General features: G+C 69.1%; 24 protein-coding genes. 20 read left to right on the top strand and 4 right to left on the bottom strand.

Going from position 1 to position 22893, the window contains the following annotated elements:
- The first annotated feature begins 20 nt into the window (after positions 1-20).
- The 18 genes from HJD23_RS12270 to HJD23_RS12185 all read left to right on the top strand — a co-directional run bounded on the left by HJD23_RS12270 (position 21) and on the right by HJD23_RS12185 (position 16652).
- Entirely contained in the window at positions 21-1157 is a 1137-nt protein-coding gene (locus HJD23_RS12270) for an LCP family protein (protein ID WP_171118094.1), read from the top strand.
- A gap of 164 nt (positions 1158-1321) precedes the next feature.
- Entirely contained in the window at positions 1322-1546 is a 225-nt protein-coding gene (gene rpmE / locus HJD23_RS12265; protein ID WP_014675000.1) for a 50S ribosomal protein L31, read from the top strand.
- Positions 1547-1654: 108 nt separating this feature from the next.
- Complete coding sequence (gene prfA / locus HJD23_RS12260) at positions 1655-2722, top strand: peptide chain release factor 1 (protein ID WP_171118092.1); 1068 nt, start codon at positions 1655-1657, stop codon at positions 2720-2722.
- Positions 2723-2793: 71 nt separating this feature from the next.
- Positions 2794-3633 carry a peptide chain release factor N(5)-glutamine methyltransferase gene (gene prmC / locus HJD23_RS12255; RefSeq protein WP_171119212.1) on the top strand — a complete coding sequence of 280 codons (840 nt, stop codon included), beginning with the start codon at positions 2794-2796 and terminating at the stop codon, positions 3631-3633.
- A 51-nt stretch (positions 3634-3684) separates the two neighbouring features.
- Complete coding sequence (locus tag HJD23_RS12250; protein ID WP_141313226.1) at positions 3685-4332, top strand: L-threonylcarbamoyladenylate synthase; 648 nt, start codon at positions 3685-3687, stop codon at positions 4330-4332.
- The gene (locus tag HJD23_RS12245) at positions 4329-5009 is read left to right on the top strand and encodes a protein-tyrosine-phosphatase (RefSeq protein WP_141313225.1); all 681 of its coding nucleotides are present in this window, start codon (positions 4329-4331) and stop codon (positions 5007-5009) included. Before HJD23_RS12250 ends, HJD23_RS12245 begins: the two co-directional genes overlap by 4 nt.
- Before the next feature lie 309 nt (positions 5010-5318).
- Complete coding sequence (glyA, locus tag HJD23_RS12240) at positions 5319-6566, top strand: serine hydroxymethyltransferase (protein ID WP_171118090.1); 1248 nt, start codon at positions 5319-5321, stop codon at positions 6564-6566.
- Between the two features lie 129 nt (positions 6567-6695).
- Positions 6696-8003, top strand: coding sequence for an MraY family glycosyltransferase (locus tag HJD23_RS12235; RefSeq protein ID WP_171118088.1), 1308 nt, complete (start codon positions 6696-6698; stop codon positions 8001-8003).
- A 285-nt stretch (positions 8004-8288) separates the two neighbouring features.
- Positions 8289-8726: a hypothetical protein gene (locus HJD23_RS12230; protein WP_171118087.1), complete on the top strand. Its 438-nt coding sequence runs from the start codon at positions 8289-8291 to the stop codon at positions 8724-8726.
- Positions 8727-8999: 273 nt separating this feature from the next.
- Positions 9000-9770, top strand: coding sequence for a F0F1 ATP synthase subunit A (gene atpB / locus HJD23_RS12225; RefSeq protein ID WP_171119210.1), 771 nt, complete (start codon positions 9000-9002; stop codon positions 9768-9770).
- 75 nt (positions 9771-9845) lie between these two features.
- Positions 9846-10082, top strand: coding sequence for an ATP synthase F0 subunit C (gene atpE, locus HJD23_RS12220; RefSeq protein ID WP_171118085.1), 237 nt, complete (start codon positions 9846-9848; stop codon positions 10080-10082).
- A 38-nt stretch (positions 10083-10120) separates the two neighbouring features.
- A complete protein-coding gene (locus tag HJD23_RS12215) occupies positions 10121-10669 on the top strand; it encodes a F0F1 ATP synthase subunit B (protein ID WP_171118083.1) in 549 nt (182 codons plus the stop codon).
- Entirely contained in the window at positions 10666-11481 is an 816-nt protein-coding gene (locus HJD23_RS12210) for a F0F1 ATP synthase subunit delta (protein WP_171118081.1), read from the top strand. The genes HJD23_RS12215 and HJD23_RS12210 overlap by 4 nt, the downstream gene beginning before the upstream one ends.
- Positions 11482-11612: 131 nt before the next feature.
- Positions 11613-13205 carry a F0F1 ATP synthase subunit alpha gene (gene atpA, locus HJD23_RS12205; RefSeq protein ID WP_171118079.1) on the top strand — a complete coding sequence of 531 codons (1593 nt, stop codon included), beginning with the start codon at positions 11613-11615 and terminating at the stop codon, positions 13203-13205.
- A gap of 21 nt (positions 13206-13226) precedes the next feature.
- Positions 13227-14144, top strand: a complete 918-nt coding sequence (locus tag HJD23_RS12200; protein ID WP_171118077.1) for a F0F1 ATP synthase subunit gamma — start codon at positions 13227-13229, stop codon at positions 14142-14144.
- Entirely contained in the window at positions 14144-15580 is a 1437-nt protein-coding gene (atpD, locus tag HJD23_RS12195) for a F0F1 ATP synthase subunit beta (protein WP_171118074.1), read from the top strand. Before HJD23_RS12200 ends, atpD begins: the two co-directional genes overlap by 1 nt.
- 118 nt (positions 15581-15698) lie before the next feature.
- On the top strand, positions 15699-16076 hold the full coding sequence (locus HJD23_RS12190; RefSeq protein WP_171118072.1) for a F0F1 ATP synthase subunit epsilon: 378 nt from the start codon (positions 15699-15701) through the stop codon (positions 16074-16076).
- 129 nt (positions 16077-16205) lie between these two features.
- Positions 16206-16652, top strand: a complete 447-nt coding sequence (locus HJD23_RS12185; protein ID WP_171118070.1) for a DUF2550 domain-containing protein — start codon at positions 16206-16208, stop codon at positions 16650-16652.
- A 17-nt stretch (positions 16653-16669) separates the two neighbouring features.
- Here the strand turns inward: HJD23_RS12185 and HJD23_RS12180 are convergent, their stop codons facing one another.
- The 3 genes from HJD23_RS12180 to HJD23_RS12170 all read right to left on the bottom strand — a co-directional run bounded on the left by HJD23_RS12180 (position 16670) and on the right by HJD23_RS12170 (position 20454).
- Complete coding sequence (locus tag HJD23_RS12180; protein ID WP_171118068.1) at positions 16670-18496, bottom strand: glycoside hydrolase family 18 chitinase; 1827 nt, start codon at positions 18494-18496, stop codon at positions 16670-16672.
- A gap of 132 nt (positions 18497-18628) precedes the next feature.
- A complete protein-coding gene (locus tag HJD23_RS12175) occupies positions 18629-19270 on the bottom strand; it encodes a response regulator transcription factor (RefSeq protein WP_171118066.1) in 642 nt (213 codons plus the stop codon).
- On the bottom strand, positions 19267-20454 hold the full coding sequence (locus tag HJD23_RS12170; RefSeq protein WP_171118064.1) for a histidine kinase: 1188 nt from the start codon (positions 20452-20454) through the stop codon (positions 19267-19269). The genes HJD23_RS12175 and HJD23_RS12170 overlap by 4 nt, the downstream gene beginning before the upstream one ends.
- 152 nt (positions 20455-20606) lie before the next feature.
- Here HJD23_RS12170 and HJD23_RS12165 point away from each other — a divergent pair, with 152 nt between their 5' ends.
- Positions 20607-21233, top strand: coding sequence for a hypothetical protein (locus tag HJD23_RS12165; protein WP_171118063.1), 627 nt, complete (start codon positions 20607-20609; stop codon positions 21231-21233).
- Here the strand turns inward: HJD23_RS12165 and HJD23_RS12160 are convergent.
- Complete coding sequence (locus HJD23_RS12160; protein ID WP_171118061.1) at positions 21150-21722, bottom strand: cob(I)yrinic acid a,c-diamide adenosyltransferase; 573 nt, start codon at positions 21720-21722, stop codon at positions 21150-21152. The two genes, HJD23_RS12165 and HJD23_RS12160, sit on opposite strands and share 84 nt — an antisense overlap.
- 206 nt (positions 21723-21928) lie before the next feature.
- On the opposite strand from HJD23_RS12160, the gene HJD23_RS12155 reads away from it, so the two are divergent.
- Positions 21929-22777: a 3-hydroxyacyl-CoA dehydrogenase family protein gene (locus tag HJD23_RS12155; protein ID WP_171118059.1), complete on the top strand. Its 849-nt coding sequence runs from the start codon at positions 21929-21931 to the stop codon at positions 22775-22777.
- Positions 22778-22893 lie beyond the last annotated feature (116 nt).

Below are 22893 nucleotides of genomic sequence, written 5' to 3'. Positions count from 1 at the left end.
CGACGAGAGCTGAGGAGCACATGCCTGCCGACAGCACGCCGGAGCCCGGCATACCGGGTGAGCCCGGCACGAGGGGCCCGCGCCACCGGGCCAAGGGCCGCCGCCGCAAGCCTCGGGCCAAGGGCCACAGAGGGCTGCTGATCACGGCCTGGACCGCGGCGGGCATCGTCGTCCTCGGCGGCACCGGAGTCGGATACGTGTACTTCAAGCTCAACGGCAACATCAAGAGCGTCGACATCGACCACGCCCTGGGTGCCGGTCGGCCCGGCAAGGTCGACAACGGCTCCGAGAACATCCTGGTCCTCGGCTCGGACACCCGCTCCGGCAGCAACCAGAAGCTGGGCGGCGGCGCCGACGACGGCAGCGCCCGCTCGGACACGGCGATGATCGTGCACGTCTACGAGGGCCGGAAGAAGGCCGGAGTGGTCTCCATCCCGCGCGACACCCTGATCGACCGCCCCGAGTGCACGGACACCGACGGCACCACCCACGACGCGGCCTCCGGCGTGATGTTCAACTCCGCGTACAGCACCGGTGGCGCCGCGTGCGCCGTGAAGACGGTGGAGTCCCTCACCGGCATCCGGATGGACCACTACCTGGAGGTCGACTTCACCGGTTTCCAGAGGCTCGTCGACGAGCTGGGCGGCGTCGAGGTCACCACCACGAAGGACATCAACGACCCCGACAGCCACCTCAACCTCAGGGCCGGGACGCACCAGCTCACCGGCGAGCAGGCCCTCGGCCTGGTCCGCACCCGGCACGGCGTGGGCGACGGCTCCGACCTCGGCCGCATCCAGCTCCAGCAGGCCTTCATCAAGGCGCTGGTCGAGCAGGTCAAGGACATCGGCCTCTTCACCAACCCGAAGAAGCTGTACGACCTCGCCGACACCGCCACCAACGCGGTCACGACCGACTCCTCCCTCGGCTCGGTCGACGCCCTGATGTCCTTCGCGAGCGGCCTCAAGGACATCAGCGCATCGAAGATGACCATGGTCACGATGCCGGTCCAGTACGACCCCGCCGACCCCAACCGAGTCCTCCTGGACGAGGCGAAGGCCCAGCAGGTCTGGACGGCCCTGAAGAACGACAGGCCGATCCCCAGGGCGGCCACGGAGGGCACGGCAACAGGCGAAGCCAAGGGCGTGATCACGCCCTAGACCCGACCCGCGCACCCACCCCTCACCCGCAGGGAATACCTGACAGCAACCCCCGGTTTTGGGGGATGGCCCCAGTCCTGGCAGACTGGTACGTCGGCTCCGGTTCACGCCTCTCGCATCCCGCGGCAGGCGACCCGGCGCCCTCCCGAAACCTAGGAGACACCTTGAAGCGCGACATCCACCCCGCGTACGTCGAGACGCAGGTCAGCTGCACCTGCGGCGCGTCGTTCACCACCCGTAGCACGATCGAGAGCGGCACCATCCGTGCCGAGGTCTGCTCCGAGTGCCACCCGTTCTACACGGGCAAGCAGAAGATCCTCGACACCGGTGGCCGTGTGGCCCGCTTCGAGGCCCGCTTCGGCAAGGCTGCTGCCGGCTCCAAGAAGTAGCGAGCTCCAATTCGCCGGTCCACGGCCGCGCCCCACCACAGGCGTGCCGGGACCGGCGTTTTTGGTCGCCGCCCACTTCACCCCCGTACGCACCAACAGGAGCCAGAGATGTTCGAGGCCGTCGAGGAGCTCGTCGCCGAGCACGCCGACCTGGAGAAGAAGCTCGCCGATCCGTCGGTCCACGCGGACCAGGCGAACGCGCGCAAGCTGAACAAGCGCTACGCCGAGCTGACCCCGATCGTCGCCACGTACCGCTCCTGGAAGCAGTCCGGCGACGACATCGAGACGGCCCGCGAACTGGGCGCCGACGACCCGGAGTTCGCCGCCGAGGTCAAGGAGCTGGAGCAGCAGCGCGAGGAGCTGACGGAGAAGCTGCGTCTGCTGCTCGTCCCGCGCGACCCCAGCGACGACAAGGACGTGATCCTGGAGATCAAGGCGGGCGCGGGCGGCGACGAGTCGGCGCTGTTCGCCGGGGACCTGCTGCGCATGTATCTGCGGTACGCCGAGCGGGTCGGCTGGAAGACCGAGATCATCGACGCCACCGAGTCCGAGCTGGGCGGCTACAAGGACGTCCAGGTCGCGGTGAAGGCGCGCGGGCAGATCGAGCCCGGGCAGGGGGTCTGGGCGCGGCTGAAGTACGAGGGCGGCGTGCACCGCGTGCAGCGCGTGCCCGCCACCGAGTCCCAGGGCCGTATCCACACCTCCGCGGCCGGTGTCCTCGTCACCCCCGAGGCGGAGGAGGTCGACGTCGAGATCAACCCGAACGACCTGCGGATCGACGTCTACCGGTCCTCCGGCCCCGGCGGCCAGTCGGTCAACACGACCGACTCGGCCGTGCGCATCACGCACATTCCGACCGGAGTCGTCGCCTCCTGCCAGAACGAGAAGAGCCAGCTGCAGAACAAGGAGCAGGCACTGCGTATCCTGCGCTCCAGGCTGCTCGCCATGGCGCAGGAGGAGGCGGAGAGGGAGGCCGCCGACGCCCGCCGCAGCCAGGTCCGTACCGTCGACCGCTCCGAGAAGATCCGTACCTACAACTTCCCGGAGAATCGCATCTCGGACCACCGCGTCGGCTTCAAGGCGTACAACCTGGACCAGGTCCTGGACGGCGAACTCGACGCGGTGATCCAGGCCTGTGTCGACGCGGACTCGGCCGCCAAGCTCGCAGCCGCGTAAGGCACTTACGAGTACGACGGAGGACGAGCGTGCAGCCATCTTTTGGGGGGCGGCCCCCAAGCCCCCGCAGTCTGCTGCTCGCGGAGGTGGCCCAGGCCACCCAGCGGCTGGCCGACGCCGGCGTGCCCTCGCCGCGCACCGACGCGGAGGAGCTCGCCGCGTTCGTGCACGGCGTGAAGCGGGGCGAGTTGCACTCCGTGCAGGACTCCGACTTCGACGCCCGCTACTGGGAGGTCGTCGCGCGCCGTGAGCAGCGCGAGCCGCTCCAGCACATCACCGGGCGGGCCTTCTTCCGCTACCTGGAACTCCACGTGGGGCCGGGCGTGTTCGTGCCGCGCCCGGAGACGGAGTCCGTGGTCGGCTGGGCCATAGACGCCGTGCGCGCCATGGACGTGGTCGAGCCGCTGATCGTCGACCTGTGCACCGGCTCCGGCGCCATCGCGCTCGCGCTCGCCCAGGAGGTGCCGCGCTCCCGCGTGCACGCCGTGGAGCTGTCCGAGGAGGCGCTGCGGTGGACCCGTAAGAACGTCGAGGGGTCGCGGGTCGACTTGCGGCAGGGTGACGCCCTGACCGCGTTCCCCGATCTCGACGGGCAGGTCGACCTGGTGATCTCCAACCCGCCGTACATCCCGCTCACCGAATGGGAGTACGTCGCTCCCGAGGCCCGGGACTACGACCCCGAGATGGCACTGTTCTCCGGCGAGGACGGCCTCGACCTCATCCGCGGCCTGGAACGCACCGCGCACCGGCTGCTGCGCCCCGGCGGCGTCGTCGTCATCGAGCACGCCGACACCCAGGGCGGCCAGGTGCCGTGGATCTTCACCGAGGAGCGGGGCTGGGCCGACGCGGCCGACCACCCCGACCTCAACAACCGCCCGCGCTTCGCCACCGCCCGTAAGGCGTTGCCGTGAGCACCCACCAGACTTCACACCGGCAGTACGTGTACGAGGAGGACCGCTGAAATGGCACGGCGATACGACACCAACGACGCCACCGACCGCGTGACCGGTCTGCGTGAGGCCGCGTCCGCCGTCCGCCGTGGCGAGCTGGTGGTCCTCCCCACCGACACCGTGTACGGCATCGGCGCGGACGCGTTCTCCGCGGAGGCCGTCTCCGACCTGCTGGAGGCCAAGGGGCGCGGCCGCAACATGCCCACGCCCGTCCTCATCGGCTCCCCGAACACCCTGCACGGCCTGGTCACCGACTTCTCCGAGCTGGCCTGGGAGCTGGTCGACGCGTTCTGGCCGGGCGCGCTGACGCTGGTCGCCAAGCACCAGCCGTCGCTGCAGTGGGACCTGGGCGACACCCGGGGCACGGTTGCCGTGCGCATGCCACTGCACCCGGTCGCCATCGAGCTGCTCACCGAGGTCGGCCCCATGGCCGTGTCGTCGGCGAACCTCACCGGCCACCCGGCGCCGGAGGACTGCGACGCCGCCCAGCAGATGCTCGGCGACTCCGTCTCCGTCTACCTCGACGGCGGCCCGACCCCCGGCAACGTGCCGTCCTCCATCGTCGACGTCACCGGCCCGGTGCCCGTCCTGCTGCGCGAGGGCGCCCTCTCGCCGGACGAGCTGCGCAAGGTCGTACCCGACCTTGAGGTGGCCAATTGACAGCCCCTGACGCGGGGCGTGGCATAGGCAACGGGGAAAGCGCGGCGGAGATCACGACGACGTTCGTGGGGCTTCCGCGCGACAGCTTCCGCATCCTCCACGTCAGCACCGGAAACGTGTGCCGCTCGCCCATCACCGAGCGGCTGACCCGGCATTTCGTGTCGCAGCGGCTCGGTGTCCTGGGCGGCGGGCTGATCGTGGAGAGCGCCGGCACCTGGGGCCACGAGGGCGCGCCCATGGAGGCCAACGCCGAGGCGGTGCTGGCCGACTTCGGCGCGGACGCCTCCGGCTTCGTGGGGCGGGAACTGCTGGACGAGCATGTGATCCGTGCCGACCTGGTGCTCACCGCCACCCGTGACCACCGCGCCCAGGTGATCTCGATGGGCCACTCGGCGGGGCTGCGCACCTTCACGCTGAAGGAGTTCACCCGGCTGGTGAAGGCCATCGACCCGGCGACCCTGCCTCCGCTGGAGGACGGGGTGGTGGCGCGGGCCCGCGCGCTGGTGCGGGCCGCCGCCGCGCTGCGGGGCTGGCTGCTGGCGCCCACCGCCGAGGCCGACGAGGTGTACGACCCGTACGGGGCGCCGCTGACGTTCTTCCGGTCGGTCGGCGACGAGATACATCAGGCGCTGGACCCCGTGGTGACGGCGCTGACGGGAGTGGCGGCGCGGACCTGACTCCCCGCCCGCCCCACGACAGCGGGCGCCCGGGACCGCCCAGGCCTACATTGGACCTAGGGCCTGTCGTTTGGATCAGGTCGGCTGAGAGGGACTGCGCCTTTCGGCCGACCCGAGCGGGGTCTGGTGCGTGCAGCTGCAAGGCGGAGGAGGGAGTCGACGCGATGGGGGTCCCCCCGCGCGAGCGCATTCGAGCGTGGGGGAGTCGGCGACCGACGACAACGCGGCAGATGCGCGTGCCAGGGCCCGCGACGCCGGCATGATCCAAACGACAGGCCCTACGTCCCCAGCCGACGCCCGGAGTCCACCATGCCGGTCACCCATGCCCCAGAGGCCGATCTCCTGCGGCGGCAGGATCCCGCGCTCGCCGAGATCCTGCTCGGGGAGCTGGACCGGCAGTCGACCACGCTCCAGCTGATCGCCGCCGAGAACTTCACCTCGCCCGCCGTGCTGGCCGCCCTCGGCTCGCCGCTCGCCAACAAGTACGCGGAAGGCTATCCGGGGGCCCGCTACCACGGCGGCTGCGAGATCGTCGACGTCGCCGAGCGGCTCGCCGTACAGCGCGCCAAGCGGCTGTTCGGCGCCGAGCACGCCAACGTCCAGTCCCACTCGGGCAGTTCGGCCGTCCTCGCCGCCTACGCCGCCCTGCTGCGCCCCGGCGACACCGTCCTCGCGCTCGGCCTGCCGTACGGCGGCCACCTCACCCACGGCTCGCCCGCCAACTTCTCCGGCCGCTGGTTCGACTTCGTGAGCTACGGCGTCGACGAGGAGACCGGCCTGATCTCCTACGACCAGGTCCGCACCCTGGCCCGCACGCACCGGCCCAAGGCGATCGTGTGCGGCTCGATCGCCTACCCACGGCACCTCGACTACGCATACTTCCGCGAGGTCGCCGACGAGGTGGGCGCCTACCTCATCGCCGACGCGGCCCACCCCATCGGACTCGTCGCCGGGGGAGCGGCGCCCAGTCCGGTGCCGTACGCCGATGTGGTGTGCGCCACCACCCACAAGGTGCTGCGCGGACCGCGCGGCGGCATGCTCCTGTGCGGCGCCGAACTCGCCGAACGCGTCGACCGGGCCGTCTTCCCCTTCACCCAGGGCGGCGCCCAGATGCACACCATCGCCGCCAAGGCCGTCGCCTTCGGCGAGGCGGCCACACCGGCCTTCCAGGCGTACGCCCATCAGGTCGTCGCCAACGCCCGGTTCCTGGCCGCCGCGCTCGCCACCGAGGGCCTCGCCGTCACCACCGGCGGCACGGACACCCACCTCATCACCGCCGACCCGGCCCCGCTCGGCGTCGACGGCCGCACCGCACGCGGCCGGCTCGCCGCCGCCGGGATGATCCTGGACTGCTGCGCCCTGCCGCACGACGCCCGCGGCCTGCGCCTGGGCACCGCCGCCGTCACCACCCAGGGGATGGGGGAGGGCGAGATGGCCCGGATCGCCAAGCTGCTCGCGGAGGTGCTGCGGGACCAGGCCGACAGCAGGCAGGTGCGGGAGGAAGTAAGGGACCTGGCAGGCGGATTCCCGCCGTATCCGCCGCCGTATCGGCCGTGAACGGGGGTAGCAGGGAATCCGTACACAGCCACACGTGCAACCATCTTCGCTACCCGGAAGTCCCCACTCATATGCGTCCCTCGCTAGGGTGTGGGGCTGAGATGGCCAGCGAGACCTGTGGGGAAGCCCGTGCGTGAATACCTGCTGACGCTCTGCATCACGGCCGCGGTGACGTACCTGCTGACAGGGCCGGTACGGAAGTTCGCGATCGTGGCCGGAGCGATGCCGGAGATCCGGGCACGTGACGTGCACCGAGAACCCACTCCACGGCTCGGCGGGATCGCGATGTTCTTCGGCCTGTGCGCGGGCCTGCTGGTCGCCGACCATCTCACCAACCTCAGCGAGGTCTTCGAGAAGTCCAACGAGCCGCGCGCACTGCTCTCCGGGGCGGCGCTGATCTGGCTCATCGGCGTGCTGGACGACAAGTTCGAGATCGACGCCCTGATCAAGCTGGGCGGCCAGATGATCGCCGCCGGTGTGATGGTGATGCAGGGTCTGACGATCCTGTGGCTGCCGGTGCCGGGCGTCGGCACGGTGGCGCTGACCCAGTGGCAGGGCACGCTCCTCACCGTCGCCCTGGTCGTCATCACCATCAACGCGGTCAACTTCGTCGACGGGCTGGACGGGCTGGCGGCGGGGATGGTGTGCATCGCGGCGGCCGCGTTCTTCATGTACGCCTACCGGATCTGGTACTCGTACGGCATCGAGGCGGCCGCCCCGGCCACCCTCTTCGCGGCGGTGCTGATGGGCATGTGCCTGGGCTTCCTGCCGCACAACATGCACCCGGCGCGCATCTTCATGGGCGACTCCGGCTCGATGCTGATCGGCCTGGTGCTGGCGGCGGGCGCGATCTCGGTGACCGGGCAGGTCGACCCGGACGTGATGAAGCTGTTCTCCGGCTCCGAGCGCAACGCGGTGCACCAGATGGTGCCGGTCTACATCCCGCTGCTGATGCCGCTGACCATCATCGCGATCCCGGCGGCGGACCTGATCCTCGCGATCGTGCGCCGTACCTGGCGCGGCCAGTCGCCGTTCGCCGCCGACCGGGGGCATCTGCACCACAGGCTGCTGGAGATCGGCCACTCGCACAGCCGGGCCGTGCTGATCATGTACTTCTGGTCGGCGCTGATCGCCTTCGGTGCGCTGGGCTACTCGGTGAACTCGGCGTCCATGTGGATCGTGCTGAGCGTGGTGCTGCTCAGCGCCATCGGCCTGGTCCTGCTGTTGCTGCCCCGCTTCACCCCGCGCGCCCCGCTGTGGGCCGAGCACTTCGTGCCGCCGCGCTACCGCCGGAGCAAGGTCGTCCTGCCGCCCGCGTCCGAGGAGGTCCCGGCCGAGGCTCCCGCCGAGCAGGAGGAGCGCACCCCGGTCGCCGTCGGGGTCTCCGGAGCCAACGGAGCGACCGCCGTCGGCCCCCGCTCGCGCATCACAAGGTAAGAATCTGACTAAAGCATTGCCAAGCCGTGGGGGAGCGAAGGCCCCAATACCAGACAAGTCGGCTCGGTTTCCGCACAGACGCGCACGGTCACTCTCATGTGTGACAGTGCGCACACCTCCAGGTAAAGACCTCATCAAATAGTTTGTGATACCGTTCACGAGAACCCCCCGGAAAGAGCCGAAGGGCCGCGGTGCGACGGTCCAGCGGCATGAGGTTCTCTCTCAACCCGGGACTACGCTCGTCCATGACGACACCTGCCCCCCTGTGAAAGCGGAGTTGCCGCCATGCCGTCCAATGACGCCCGGAACCTTCTGCATGCAGCTGTGCCCACGGCCGCTGTCGGTGTGGTCACGGTCGCTGTCAGTGGTGCGGTGGCCGGCGGCAAGGGTGCGCTCGGTGCGGCCGTCGGTACGGTGCTGGCCATCCTCTTCATGGGAATCGGCCTGTTCGTTCTGCAGTGGACGGCAAAAACGCTCCCGCAGCTGTTCCAGGCCATGGGGCTGATGCTCTACGTCGCCCAGCTTCTGCTGCTTCTGATCTTCGTCGCCCTCTTCAAGGACACCTCTCTCTTCAATCCGAAGACGTTCGCCATCGGCCTCGTCATCGCGACCGTCGTCTGGATGGCCGCGCAGGCTCGTGCGCACATGAAGGCCAAGATCTTCTACGTCGATCCGGAGCCCGCGAAGAGCGAGAAGCCCGAGAAGACAGGGCCGTCGTCGTGAGGGGTAGGGGCGGGATAAAGGCCAATGACAACTCCTGCTATCGTCCGGTGCCAACTGCGGCATCGCGGGCGCGGGCATCTGAGCTGACGCCTGCTCAATCGCGAGGCTTGATGTCCCCCAGCCGCCCCCACATCCGTAACACCAGTCCGGTGCCGACCCGCGGCCGCGTGCCGCGCCGACACAACGAGGTTGCCGTACCCATGCGTCACGCCGAAGGAGCCCGTGGTGAGTGCTGACCAGACCCAGCTCGCCTTTGACTGGAGTTGTCGGATCATGTCCGACAACGGGTGTGGCTTCCCGGCTCCGGGTCTGCACTCGTTCCTCTTCCAGCCGATCGCCACGGTCGGGGGGTTCGAGTTCAACAAGGTGATGCTGCTCGCGCTCATCACCACCGTGCTCGTCATCGGTTTCTTCTGGGCGGCCTTCGGCAAGGCGAAGGTGGTGCCGGGCAAGCTCCAGATGATCGGCGAGGCCGGCTACGACTTCGTGCGCCGCGGCATCGTCTACGAGACCCTCGGCAAGCGGGAGGGTGAGAAGTACGTCCCGCTCATGGTCTCGCTGTTCTTCTTCATCTGGATCATGAACGTCTGGTCCGTGATCCCGCTGGCGCAGTTCCCGGTGTCGTCGATCATCGCGTACCCGATCGTGCTGGCCGCGATCGTCTACATCGTGTGGATGTCGCTGACCTTCAAGAAGCACGGCTTCGTGGGCGGCTTCAAGAACCTCACCGGCTACGACAAGTCGCTCGGCGCGGTGCTGCCGCTCGTCGTGATCATCGAGTTCTTCTCGAACGTCCTGGTCCGGCCGTTCACGCACGCGGTGCGACTGTTCGCCAACATGTTCGCCGGCCACCTGATGCTGGTCATGTTCACCGTCGCCTCCTGGTACCTGCTGAACAGCTGGATGATCCCGGCGGCCGGTGTGTCCTTCCTCATGACCATCGCCATGATCCTCTTCGAGCTTTTCGTGCAGGCCGTCCAGGCATACGTTTTCGTGCTCCTCGCCTGCTCGTACATTCAGGGCGCTCTCGCCGAGCACCACTGAGCACCCCGCCCCGCAAGCCCAGATACGTCCGGTGGCCAACCCCCGCCGGTCCATGAAAGAGAAGGAAGAATCAGCATGGCTGCCACTGAGACCCTCGCCGCTGTCACCGGTTCGCTCGGCTCCATCGGCTACGGCCTCGCCGCCATCGGCCCCGGCATCGGCGTCGGCATCATCTTCGGCAACGGCACCCAGGCCCTGGCCCGCCAGCCCGAGGCCGCCGGCCTGATCCGCGCCAACCAGATCCTGGGCTTCGCCTTCTGTGAGGCGCTCGCCCTCATCGGCATCGTTATGCCGTTCGTGTTCGGTAGGTAATCGCTCCTTACTGGCACGTTTCGACGAAAGGCACTGATGTGATCGCCAACCTGGTGCAGCTGGCGGCCGAGGAGGAGCAGAGCCCGCTCGTCCCGCCGGGCCCCGAGCTGCTCGTCGGCACCATCGCCTTCGCCATCGTGTTCTTCTTCTTCTGGAAGAAGCTGCTTCCGAACATCAACAAGGTTCTGGAGGAGCGCCGCGCGGCGATCGAAGGCGGTATTGAAGAGGCCGAGACCATGAAGGTCGAGGCCCAGAGCGTCCTTGAGCAGTACAAGGCCCAGCTCGCCGAGGCCCGGCACGAGGCCGCGCGGCTGCGCCAGGAGGCGCAGGAGCAGGGTGCCGCGCTCATCGCCGAGATGCGCGCGGAGGGCCAGCGGCAGCGTGAGGAGATCGTCGCCGCCGGTCACGCCCAGATCGAGGCCGACCGCAAGGCCGCCTCGTCCGCGCTGCGGCAGGACGTCGGCAAGCTCGCCACCGAGCTGGCCGGCAAGCTGGTCGGTGAGTCCCTGGAGGACCACGCCCGCCAGAGCCGTGTGATCGACCGCTTCCTCGACGAGCTCGAGGAGAAGGCCGAGGCGTCTCGATGAATGGAGCGAGCCGCGAGGCCCTGGCAGCCGCACGTGAGCGTCTCGACGCGCTGACGGACAACACGTCCGTGGACGCGGCGCGGCTCGCCGACGAGCTGGCCGCGGTGACCGCGCTGCTCGACCGCGAGGTCAGCTTGCGTCGGGTCCTCACCGACCCGGCGCAGGCCGGTGAGGCCAAGGCCGAGCTGGTCCAGCGCCTGCTCGGCGCCCAGGTCGGCGGCGAGACCGCGGACCTGGTGTCCGGCATGGTGCGCTCCCGCTGGTCGCAGTCGCGCGACCTGGTGGACGCCCTGGAGGAGCTGGCCGACACCGCCGACCTCACCGCAGCGCAGCGGGACGGCACGCTCGACAGCGTCGAGGACGAGCTGTTCCGGTTCGGCCGGATCGTCGCGTCCAGCACCGAGCTGCGCGCCGCGCTGACCGACCGCAAGGCCACCGCCTCGGCCAAGGGCGAGCTGCTGCGCAGCCTCCTCGGCGGACGGGCGGCCCCGGTCACCGAGCGTCTGGTGACGCGCCTTGTTACCGCGCCGCGGGGACGTAGCCTGGAGGCGGGACTGGAGTCCCTGTCCAAGCTCGCCGCGGAGCGCCGGGACCGCATGGTCGCGGTCGTCACCTCGGCGGTGCCGCTGAGCGACGTACAGAAGCAGCGCCTCGGCGCCGCCCTGGCGAAGCTCTACGGCCGTCGGATGCACCTCAACATCGACGTGGACCCCGAGGTCCTCGGCGGGATCCGGGTGCAGGTCGGTGACGAGGTCATCAACGGCTCCCTCGCGGACCGCATCGCGGACGCCGAGCGCCGGCTGGCGAGCTAGCCGCAACTGAACAAGCAGTACGTAATTACGGCCCTGGTTGGGCCGTGCAGAGGATTCACCCTTTTCCAGGGGGGAGTCCCCATCCCCCCAAAGTGAAACTTCGGGCCCAACAAGGAGAGCAGGGAACCCAGATGGCGGAGCTCACGATCCGGCCGGAGGAGATCCGGGACGCACTGGAGACCTTCGTCCAGTCGTACAAGCCGGACGCGGCCTCGCGCGAGGAGGTCGGTACGGTCACCCTTGCCGGCGACGGCATCGCGAAGGTCGAGGGTCTGCCCTCGGCCATGGCCAACGAACTGCTGAAGTTCGAGGACGGCACTCTCGGCCTCGCCCTCAACCTCGAGGAGCGCGAGATCGGTGCCATCGTCCTCGGTGAGTTCAGCGGCATCGAGGAGGGTCAGCCGGTCACCCGCACCGGTGAGGTCCTCTCCGTGGCGGTCGGCGAGGGCTACCTCGGCCGCGTCGTCGACCCGCTCGGCAACCCGATCGACGGCCTCGGCGAGATCGAGACCAGCGGTCGCCGTGCCCTTGAGCTGCAGGCCCCCACGGTCATGCAGCGCAAGTCGGTGCACGAGCCGATGGAGACCGGCTACAAGGCCGTCGACGCGATGACCCCGATCGGCCGCGGTCAGCGTCAGCTGATCATCGGTGACCGTCAGACCGGCAAGACCGCCCTGGCCGTCGACACGATCATCAACCAGCGCGACAACTGGCGCACCGGCGACCCGAACAAGCAGGTCCGCTGCATCTACGTCGCCATCGGCCAGAAGGGCTCCACCATCGCGTCGGTCCGCCGCGCACTGGAGGAGAACGGCGCGCTGGAGTACACGACCATCGTCGCCGCTCCGGCGTCCGACCCGGCCGGCTTCAAGTACCTGGCGCCGTACACCGGCTCCGCCATCGGCCAGCAGTGGATGTACGAGGGCAAGCACGTCCTGATCATCTTCGACGACCTGTCGAAGCAGGCCGACGCCTACCGTGCCGTGTCCCTGCTGCTGCGCCGCCCGCCGGGCCGCGAGGCCTACCCGGGTGACGTCTTCTACCTGCACTCCCGGCTGCTGGAGCGCTGCGCGAAGCTCTCCGACGACATGGGAGCCGGCTCGATGACCGGTCTGCCGATCGTCGAGACAAAGGCCAACGACGTCTCGGCGTTCATCCCGACCAACGTCATCTCCATCACCGACGGCCAGTGCTTCCTGGAGTCGGACCTGTTCAACGCCGGTCAGCGCCCCGCGCTGAACGTCGGTATCTCCGTCTCCCGAGTCGGTGGTTCCGCGCAGCACAAGGCGATGAAGCAGGTCTCCGGCCGTCTGCGCGTCGACCTCGCCCAGTTCCGTGAGCTGGAGGCGTTCGCCGCCTTCGGTTCCGACCTGGACGCCGCGTCGAAGGCGCAGCTGGAGCGCGGTCAGCGCATGGTCGAGCTGCTGAAGCAGGACCAGTACCAGCCGATGTCCACCGAGGACCAGGTCGTCTCCGTCTGGGCCGGTACCACCGGCAAGATGGACGACGTTCCGGTCGCCGACATCCGCCGCTTCGAGAAGGAGCTGCTGGAGTACCTGCACCGCAAGGAGCAGGGCCTCATGACCTCCATCAAGGAGGGCGGCAAGATGTCGGACGACACCCTCACCGCCGTCGCCGACGCCATCGCGGAGTTCAAGAAGCAGTTCGAGACCTCGGACGGCAAGCTGCTCGGCGAAGAGGCTCCGGCCGCTGCCGCCAAGTGACGTAAGGAAGGGACCTGACTCATGGGAGCCCAGCTCCGGGTCTACAAGCGTCGCATCCGATCCGTCACCGCGACCAAGAAGATCACCAAGGCGATGGAGATGATCGCCGCCTCGCGCGTCGTCAAGGCGCACCGCAAGGTGCGGGCCTCGACGCCGTACGCGCAGGAACTGACCCGCGCGGTCACGGCGGTCGGTACCGGGTCGAACACCAAGCACCCGCTGACCACCCAGGCCGAGACGGTCACCCGGTCCGCGGTGCTGCTGCTGACGAGCGACCGCGGTCTGGCCGGCGCCTTCAACTCCAACGCGATCAAGGCGGCCGAGCAGCTGACCGAGCGGCTGGAGCGCGAAGGCAAGCAGGTCGACACGTACATCGTCGGCCGTCGCGGTGTCGCCCACTACAAGTTCCGTGAGCGCGAGATCGCGGAGTCGTGGACGGGCTTCACGGACGAGCCCGCGTACGCGGACGCCAAGCAGGTCGCGGCGCCCCTGATCGAGGCCATCGAGAAGAACACGGCGGACGGCGGCGTGGACGAACTCCACATCGTCTACACGGAGTTCGTCTCGATGATGACGCAGACGGCGGTCGACTCCCGCCTGCTGCCGCTCAGCCTCGAAGAGGTCGCCGCGGGGGCCGCGCCCAAGGGCGAGATCCTGCCGCTGTACGACTTCGAGCCGTCGGCGGAGGACGTCCTCGACGCCCTGCTGCCACGCTATGTGGAGAGCCGTATCTACAACGCGCTGCTCCAGTCGGCCGCCTCCAAGCACGCCGCCACGCGGCGCGCGATGAAGTCGGCCACTGACAACGCCGGTGAGCTCATCGAGAACCTCACCCGGCTTGCCAACGCGGCCCGCCAGGCCGAAATCACCCAGGAAATCAGCGAGATCGTCGGTGGCGCGAGCGCCCTGGCCGACGCGACCGCGGGGAGTGACTACTAATGACCACCACTGTTGAGACGGCCACGGCGACGGGCCGCGTCGCGCGGGTCATCGGCCCGGTCGTCGACGTGGAGTTCCCCGTCGACGCGATGCCGGACATCTACAACGCCCTCCACGTCGAGGTCGCCGACCCGGCGAACCAGGGCGAGAGGAAGACGCTGACCCTTGAGGTCGCCCAGCACCTGGGTGAAGGCCTGGTCCGCGCGATCTCCATGCAGCCCACCGACGGTCTGGTCCGCCAGTCCCCGGTCGTGGACACCGGCGACGGCATCACCGTCCCGGTCGGCGACTTCACCAAGGGCAAGGTGTTCAACACCCTCGGTGAGGTGCTGAACGTCGACGAGGCCTACGAGGGTGAGCGCTGGTCCATCCACCGCAAGGCGCCGAACTTCGACGAGCTCGAGTCGAAGACCGAGATGTTCGAGACCGGCGTCAAGGTCATCGACCTTCTCACCCCGTACGTCAAGGGTGGAAAGATCGGTCTGTTCGGTGGTGCCGGCGTCGGCAAGACGGTGCTCATCCAGGAGATGATCTACCGCGTCGCCAACAACCACGACGGTGTGTCGGTGTTCGCGGGCGTCGGTGAGCGCACCCGTGAGGGCAACGACCTCATCGACGAGATGAGCGAGTCCGGTGTCATCGACAAGACCGCGCTGGTCTTCGGTCAGATGGACGAGCCCCCGGGCACCCGTCTGCGCGTGGCCCTGGCCGGTCTGACCATGGCGGAGTACTTCCGCGATGTGCAGAAGCAGGACGTGCTGTTCTTCATCGACAACATCTTCCGCTTCACCCAGGCCGGTTCCGAGGTGTCGACCCTGCTCGGCCGTATGCCCTCCGCGGTGGGCTACCAGCCGAACCTGGCCGACGAGATGGGTCTCCTCCAGGAGCGCATCACCTCGACCCGTGGTCACTCGATCACCTCGATGCAGGCGATCTACGTCCCCGCGGACGACCTGACCGACCCGGCCCCGGCCACCACCTTCGCCCACCTCGACGCGACGACGGTGCTCTCCCGTCCGATCTCCGAGAAGGGCATCTACCCGGCCGTGGACCCGCTGGACTCCACGTCCCGGATCCTGGACCCGCGCTACATCTCGCAGGACCACTACAGCGCGGCCATGCGCGTGAAGAACATCCTGCAGAAGTACAAGGACCTCCAGGACATCATCGCGATCCTCGGTATCGACGAGCTCGGCGAGGAGGACAAGCTCGTCGTCCACCGCGCCCGTCGCGTGGAGCGCTTCCTGTCCCAGAACACCCACGTCGCCAAGCAGTTCACCGGCGTGGACGGTTCGGACGTGCCGCTGGACGAGTCGATCGCCGCGTTCAACGCGATCTGCGACGGTGAGTACGACCACTTCCCCGAGCAGGCGTTCTTCATGTGCGGCGGTATCGAGGACCTGAAGAAGAACGCGAAGGAGCTGGGCGTCTCCTGACCCGGGCCTCGTGCTCGTGTCGTGAGGGGGCGGGGTCGTCCCGCCCCCTCAGCCACGCCTATTAGACTTGTAACCAACACCCGGCAGAACCGCCGGGTGGTGACCCGAGGAGCCACCCTTGGCTGCTGAGCTGCACGTCGCGCTGGTCGCGGCCGACCGAGAGGTCTGGTCCGGCGAGGCCACCCTGGTCGTCGCGCGCACCACGTCCGGCGACATCGGCGTCATGCCCGGTCACCAGCCGCTGCTCGGTGTGCTGGAGTCGGGCCCGGTGACCATCCGTACGAGTGAAGGTGGGACGGTCGTCGCCGCGGTGCACGGCGGTTTCATCTCGTTCGCCGACAACAAGCTGTCGCTGCTGGCCGAGGTCGCCGAGCTGGCCGACGAGATCGACGTCAAGCGCGTCGAGCAGGACCTGGAGCGCGCGAAGGCGGAGGACGACGCCGAGGCCCAGCGCCGCGCGGACGTCCGACTTCGTGCGGCGTCGGTGGCGCGTTGACCGACACCGCCGTGCGATGACGTCACTCAGCCGCGGTCGGCACCGGAGCAATCCGGAGCTGACCGCGGCTGAGGCAGATATGGGTGTTTTTTCCGTTCCGTTACCTAGGAGACGAGGAGGTCGGTGTCGATGGTCCTCGCTCTGACTGTGTGCGGAATTGTCGTCGCCCTGGTGGTGCTGGGGCTGTTCGTCTTCGGCCTGCGCCGCAGACTCATCCAGCGCTCCGGCGGCACCTTCGACTGCTCCCTGCGCTGGGACGTCCCCGAGAAACCCGACACCGGCGGCAAAGGCTGGGCCTACGGCGTGGCCCGCTACAACGGCGACCGCGTGGAATGGTTCCGCGTCTTCTCCTACGCCCCCCGCCCGCGCCGCATCCTGGAGCGCTCCGCGATCGAGGTGGCCGGCCGCCGCCTCCCCGAGGGCGAGGAGGAGCTGGCGCTGCTCTCCGACTCGGTGATCCTCACCTGCCTGCACCGGGGCACGCGTCTCGAACTCGCCATGAGCGAAGACGCGCTGACCGGTTTTCTCGCGTGGCTTGAGGCAGCCCCGCCCGGTCAGCGCGTCAATGTCGCCTAGGACCTACTCGAAAAGGGCTAGTTCAGCCCGTTTCTGATGGCGTTCACCAGTTCACCGTTGCTGGTGTCACCGCTGAACTCCCAGAAGAACGCGCCGCCCAGGCCCTGGTTCTTGGCCCAGGTCATCTTCCCGGCGATCGTCGACGGGGTGTCGTACGACCACCAGTTGCTGCCGCAGTGCGCGTACGCCGTACCGGCGACGGTGCCGGTGACCGGGCAGGAGTTCTTGAGCACCTTGTAGTCCTCGATGCCCGCCTCGTAGGTGCCGGGTGCCGCGCCGGTCGCCGTGCCGCCGGGGGCGGACTGGGTGACGCCGGTCCAGCCGCGGCCGTAGAAGCCGATGCCGAGCAGCAGCTTGGCGGACGGGACTCCCTTGGCCTTGAGCTTGGCGATCGCGTCCGCGGAGTTGAAGCCCGCGGTCGGGATGCCGGGGTAGGAGGTGAGCGGCGAGTGCGGGGCGGTCGGGCCGGTGGTGGCCCAGGCGCCGAAGTAGTCGTACGTCATCACGTTGTACCAGTCGAGGTACTGGGCGGCGCCGCCGTAGTCGGCCGCGTCGAGCTTGCCGCCGGAGGAGCCGTCGGCGGTGATGGCCGCGGTGACCAGGTAATTCGAGCCAAATTCGGTACGCAGGGCCTGCATGAGGTTCCGGAACGCCGCCGGGCCCGAGGTGTCGCAGGTCAGGCCGCAGGCGTTCGGGTACTCCCAGTCGATGTCGATGCCGTCGAAGATGTCGGCCCAGCGCGGGTCCTCCACGACGGCCTTGCAGGACTTGGCGAACGCGGCCGGGTTCTGCGCGGCCTGGCCGAAGCCGCCGGAGTAGGTCCAGCCGCCGAACGACCACAGCACCTTGATGTGCGGGTACTTGGCCTTCAGCTGGCGCAGCTGGTTGAAGTTGCCGCGCAGCGGCTGGTCCCAGGTGTCGGCGACACCGCTGACGGACTGGTCGGCGGTGTAGGCCTTGTCGGTGGCGGCGTAGGCGTCGTCGAGGACGCACTGGCCGTTCTTGACGTTGCCGAACGCGTAGTTGATGTGGGTGATCTTGGATGCGGAGCCCGACGTCACCAGGTTCTTGACGTGGTAGTTACGGCCGTAGACGCCCCACTCGGTGAAGTAGCCGAGGTTGATCTTCTCGCCGGGCTGCGGGCCGGGGTCGGTGCCGCCGCCGGTGGTGCGGACCGCGCGGGCGCCGGAGACCGGACCGGTCTGGTTGGCGGTGTCACGGGCCTGGACGGTGTACGAGTAGTCGGTGCCGGCGGTCAGGCCGGTGTCCGTGTAGGTCGTGCCGGTGACGGTGGCGACCTTGGTGCCGCCGCGCAGGACGTCGTAGTTCTTGATGCCCTTGTCGTCGGTGGCGGCGCTCCAGGTGAGCTTCACCGAGGTGTTGGTGATGTCGGAGGCGGAGGGGGTGCCCGGGGCGCTCGGCGGGTTGTCGCCGGGGACCGAGCCGCCGTCACAGCTGCCGCCGTTCAGCTTGCAGTTGGCCGGGGCGCCGGAGCCGGTGCCGTTGAAGCCGAAGGAGACGGAGGCGCCGGGGGCGAGGGTGCCGTTCCAGGACTTGTTCTTGGCGGTCCAGTGGGTGCCGGACGAGGTGACGTCGGCGTCCCAGGCGGAGGTGACCGAAGTACCGGAGGGGAAGTCCCACTCCACGGTCCAGGAGTTGATGGTGGTGGTGCCGGTGTTCTTGACGGTCCACTTGCCTTCGAAGCCGGTGCCCCAGTCCTGGGTTTTGGCGTAGGTGGCGGTGGCTTCGGTGGCCGCCTGGGCGGGACTGGCGAGACCGACCAGACCGGCCAGCGGGAGCAGCAGGGTCGCGAATCCTGCCGCGGCTCTGTGTCTGAAGCGCATGCTGCGCCTCCTTATGGGATTGTCGGGGGCATGACTGAGCCATCAGGCCCACAGTGCCGCGAGAATAGAAAGGTCTGGACCACAGGTCAATAGGTCTGGACCACTACTCCCTATGTGCGCTGGTTCAGCGCGCTAGATCCCCAACTCCTGCGCCAGTACGGCGGCTTGCACCCGGCTGCGCAGCTCCAGCTTCCCCAGCAACCGGCTGACGTGCGTCTTCACCGTCGCCTCCGCCATGTCGAGGCGGGCCGCGACATCGGCGTTGGACAGCCCCTCGCCGAGACAGGACAGCACCTCGCGCTCACGCCGGGTGAGGGTGTCCAGCACCGAGGGGTCGGCCTTCGGCTCCCGTACCGGCTTGGCGGCGAACTCGGCGATCAGCCGGCGCGTGACCGCCGGTGAGATCAGGCCCTCGCCGCGCGCCACCGTCCGTACCGCCTCCAGCAGATCCTTCGCGTCCGTGTTCTTCAGCAGGAACCCGGACGCGCCCGCGCGCAGCGCGCCGAACACATACTCGTCGAGGTCGAAGGTGGTCAGCACGAGAACGTCGGCCAGCCCCTCGGCCACCACCTGCCGGGTCGCCGACACCCCGTCCAGACGCGGCATCTGAATGTCCATCAACACCAGGTCCGGCCGCAGTTCGCGGGCCAGTGCCACCGCCTGCTCGCCGTCGGACGCCTCGCCGACCACCTCGATGTCGGGCGCGCTGCGCAGGATGAGCACGAGCCCGGCGCGCACGGCGGACTGGTCCTCGGCGACGAGCACGCGGATCATTCGGTCTCTCCTTCGGTGATGGGGAGGGTGGCCCGTACGGCCCAGATCTTGCCCTCGGGCGAGTCCTCCGGCGCCGCCTCGAAACGGCCGTCCAGCAGGGCGGCCCGCTCCCGCATCCCGACCAGCCCCGCCCCGGAGCCGGGTGCCCGGGGCCCGTCCCGGTCGCCGTACGGGCTGGTCACCGTGATGTCCAGCGAGCCGTCCCGCTGCCGCAGAGCGACCGTGACGGGGCCGGGACCGGCGTGCTTGAGGGCGTTGGTGAGGGACTCCTGCACGATCCGGTACGCCGCGAGCTCCACCGGCGCCGGCAGCCCCTCGCCGCGCTCGGCGGCGAGGGCGACGTCGAGGCCGTTGGCGCGCGCGGTGTCGACGAGGGCGCCGAGGCCGTCGAGGGTGGGGGCGACGGCCGGTGCGGTGTCGCCGCTGGAGTCCCGCAGCAGCCCGATCAGCCGGCGCATCTCCGCGAGCCCCTCGACGCTGTTCTCACGGATGACGCCGAGGGCCTCCCTGGAGGTCGCGGGGTTGTCCAGGGAGAGCGCGGCCGTGGAGTGGATGGCGATCGCGGAGAGATGGTTGGCGACCATGTCGTGCAACTCGCGTGCCATCCGGGCGCGTTCCGCGGTGACGGCCTGGACGCGGTCCATCTCGGCGAGCAGCGCGGTCTGCTCGGCGCGCAGCCGTGCGGTGTCGGCGGCCTCACGGTGGTTGCGCACGATCAGGCCGGTGCAGGCGGGCGCGACGGCGACGACGCCGACGGCCACGCCGATCAGCAACGCCTCCGGCGCCCGCCACAGCGCGAACGGCACGATCGTCCCGGCCACCGCCACCAGACCGGTGATCCAGGGGATACGGCGGGCCGAGCCGGGGGTGCCGTACAGGACGGCCGCGTACATCACGTCGGTGTACATCACGATGGTGACCAGGTTGCCCTGCGTGATGGTGTCCGCGGTCAGCGTGACCGTGGCGGTGAGCAGCGCGGTGCGCGGGGCGGCCCGGCGCAGCACCTCGCAGCCCGCCATCACGGCGAGCGGCACCAGCAGGGGCCAGCGCCCGGACCACAGCACGATGGGGTCGTCGGCCGGGCGGACGCCGAGGCCGATGCCCCACACCAGCAGCCCGCCGAGCAGGCCGGCCAGCCCGACGTACACGTCGAAGCGGTGCGGGCGGGGGAGTCGTACGGCCATGGCACCATCCAACACGGCGGATCCGCCCCGCGCCTGATCCTGCGGCACGGTCCGCGAGTACATCGAAGGATGCAGTGGCGGTTCGTCACAAGCGACGACGATTCCGGCCGGTCCGGACGGGAGCCTTGAGGGGTGACCGAGAGGAGTGTGCCGTGATCGTCACGCTGATCATCGTCTGCGAGGTCGGCTTCTGGGTGCTGCTGGCCGCGGGGCTGTTCTTCCGCTACGTGCTGCGGATGCGCCGCACGGGGCTGGGCCTGCTGCTGCTCGAACCGCTGCTGGAGGTCGTCCTGCTGGTCGCCACCGCGATCGACCTCAAGAACGGCGCCGACCCCAGCTGGAAGCACGGCCTGGCCGCCCTCTACATCGGGTACACCGTCGGTCACGGCCACCGCACGGTGAAGTGGCTCGACGGCCACGCCGCCCACCGCTTCGGCGGCGCCGCGCCGCCCGTGGAGCCGCCCCGCTACGGGATGGCCCGGGCCCGGCACGAGGGCAGGGTCTGGCTCGGTTCGGCCGTCGGCGCGGCGGTGGCGAGCGTGCTGCTGCTGATCGCCGGGTGGTACGTGGACGACCCGAGCCGCACCGGCTCCCTGGAGAGCTGGATCCTCACCGCCTGGCGCGCGGCCGGCATCCACGGCCTGGTCGCCCTGTCGTATGCCGTCTGGCCGAAGAAGGCGCCCCGCGAGGAGGCCTCAGCGCTCCCCGCCCGGGACCCAGAGCACGTCACCGACGTCCTTGTTGGCCGTCCTGGCCAGGATGAAAAGCAGGTCCGATAGCCGGTTGAGGTAGGTGGCCGTCAGAGGGTTCATGGTCTCCCCGTGGACCTCCAGGGCCGCCCACGTCGAGCGTTCCGCCCGGCGTACGACCGTGCAGGCCTGGTGGAGCAGGGCGGCGCCCGGGGTGCCGCCCGGCAGGATGAAGGAGCGCAGCTTCTCCAGCCGCTCGTTGAAGCGGTCGCAGTCCGCCTCCAGACGGTCGATGTAGAACTGCTCGACCCTCAGCGGCGGGAACTGAGGCTTCTCCACCACCGGTGTCGACAGGTCCGCGCCCACGTCGAACAGGTCGTTCTGGACGCGGGTGAGGACCTTGACGATCTCCGTGCCGAGGTTGCCCAGCGCGATCGCCGTGCCGATCACCGCGTTGGCCTCGTTGGCGTCCGCGTACGCCGAGATCCGCAGATCGGTCTTGGCGACCCGGCTCATGTCACCGAGGGCGGTGGTGCCCTGGTCGCCGGTGCGGGTGTAGATGCGCGTCAGATTGACCATGTGACCAGCGTAGTCCCGGACGACCGGGGGGGAGCAGTTGAGGGCGAAGGCGCCCAACTGGGCCGTAAGAGGCGTGGGGTGACCCGTGTCGGTGTGATGTCCGTCATCTGAGACGTGACGCGCATTACTTACCGGCCACACCGGCCCTCACGGGCGCTAGTGTCCGCCGGAGAGAAGAACGACAGCGCGTATCAGGGGAGTCGTCAGTGGCACGGAAGCTCGCCGTCATCGGGGCCGGTCTCATGGGTTCCGGCATCGCCCAGGTCTCCGCCCAGGCGGGCTGGGACGTCGTCCTGCGCGACGTCACCGACGAGGCGCTGACCCGTGGCACCGACGGCATCAAGGCCTCGTACGACAAGTTCGTCAGCAAGGGCAAGCTTCAGGCGCAGGACGCCGAGGCCGCCCTCGCCCGGATCACCGCGACCACCGACCTGGACGCGGCCGCCGACGCCGACATCGTCGTCGAGGCCGTCTTCGAGAAGCTGGACGTCAAGCACGAGATCTTCCGCACCCTCGACAAGATCGTGCGCCCGGACGCCGTGCTCGCCTCCAACACCTCCGCCATCCCGATCACCAAGATCGCGGCCGTGACGGAGCACCCGGAGCGGGTCGTCGGCACGCACTTCTTCTCGCCGGTGCCGATGATGCAGCTGTGCGAGCTGGTGCGCGGTTACAAGACGAGTGACCAGACCCTCGCCGCCGCGCGGGAGTTCGCCGAGTCGGTCGGCAAGACCTGCATCGTCGTCAACCGCGACGTGGCCGGCTTCGTCACCACCCGGCTCATCTCGGCGCTCGTCGTCGAGGCGGCCAAGCTGTACGAGTCGGGCGTCGCCTCCGCCGAGGACATCGACCTCGCCTGCAAACTGGGCTTCGGTCACGCCATGGGCCCGCTGGCCACGGCCGACCTCACCGGCGTCGACATCCTGCTGCACGCCACGAGCAACATCTACACCGAGACCCAGGACGAGAAGTTCGCTCCGCCGGAGCTGATGCGCCGGATGGTTGACGCCGGTGACATCGGACGCAAGAGCGGGCAGGGCTTCTACAAGCACTGAAGCGGCGCGCACGCCCCTGAGACATCACACCTCGGGGTGAATTCGGTATCGGTTCGCTTACAACCAGCAACCGCGCCGCCACAGAAGCAGTCAGACGTTGCACAGCCACCGTCTTG

It is taken from the genome of Streptomyces sp. Z423-1 (genome assembly GCF_013009255.1).
GTDB classification, from domain to species: domain Bacteria; phylum Actinomycetota; class Actinomycetes; order Streptomycetales; family Streptomycetaceae; genus Streptomyces; species Streptomyces gossypiisoli.
The sequence above is the reverse complement of the archived record's forward strand: the minus strand, read 5'-3'. Positions and strand labels throughout refer to the sequence as shown.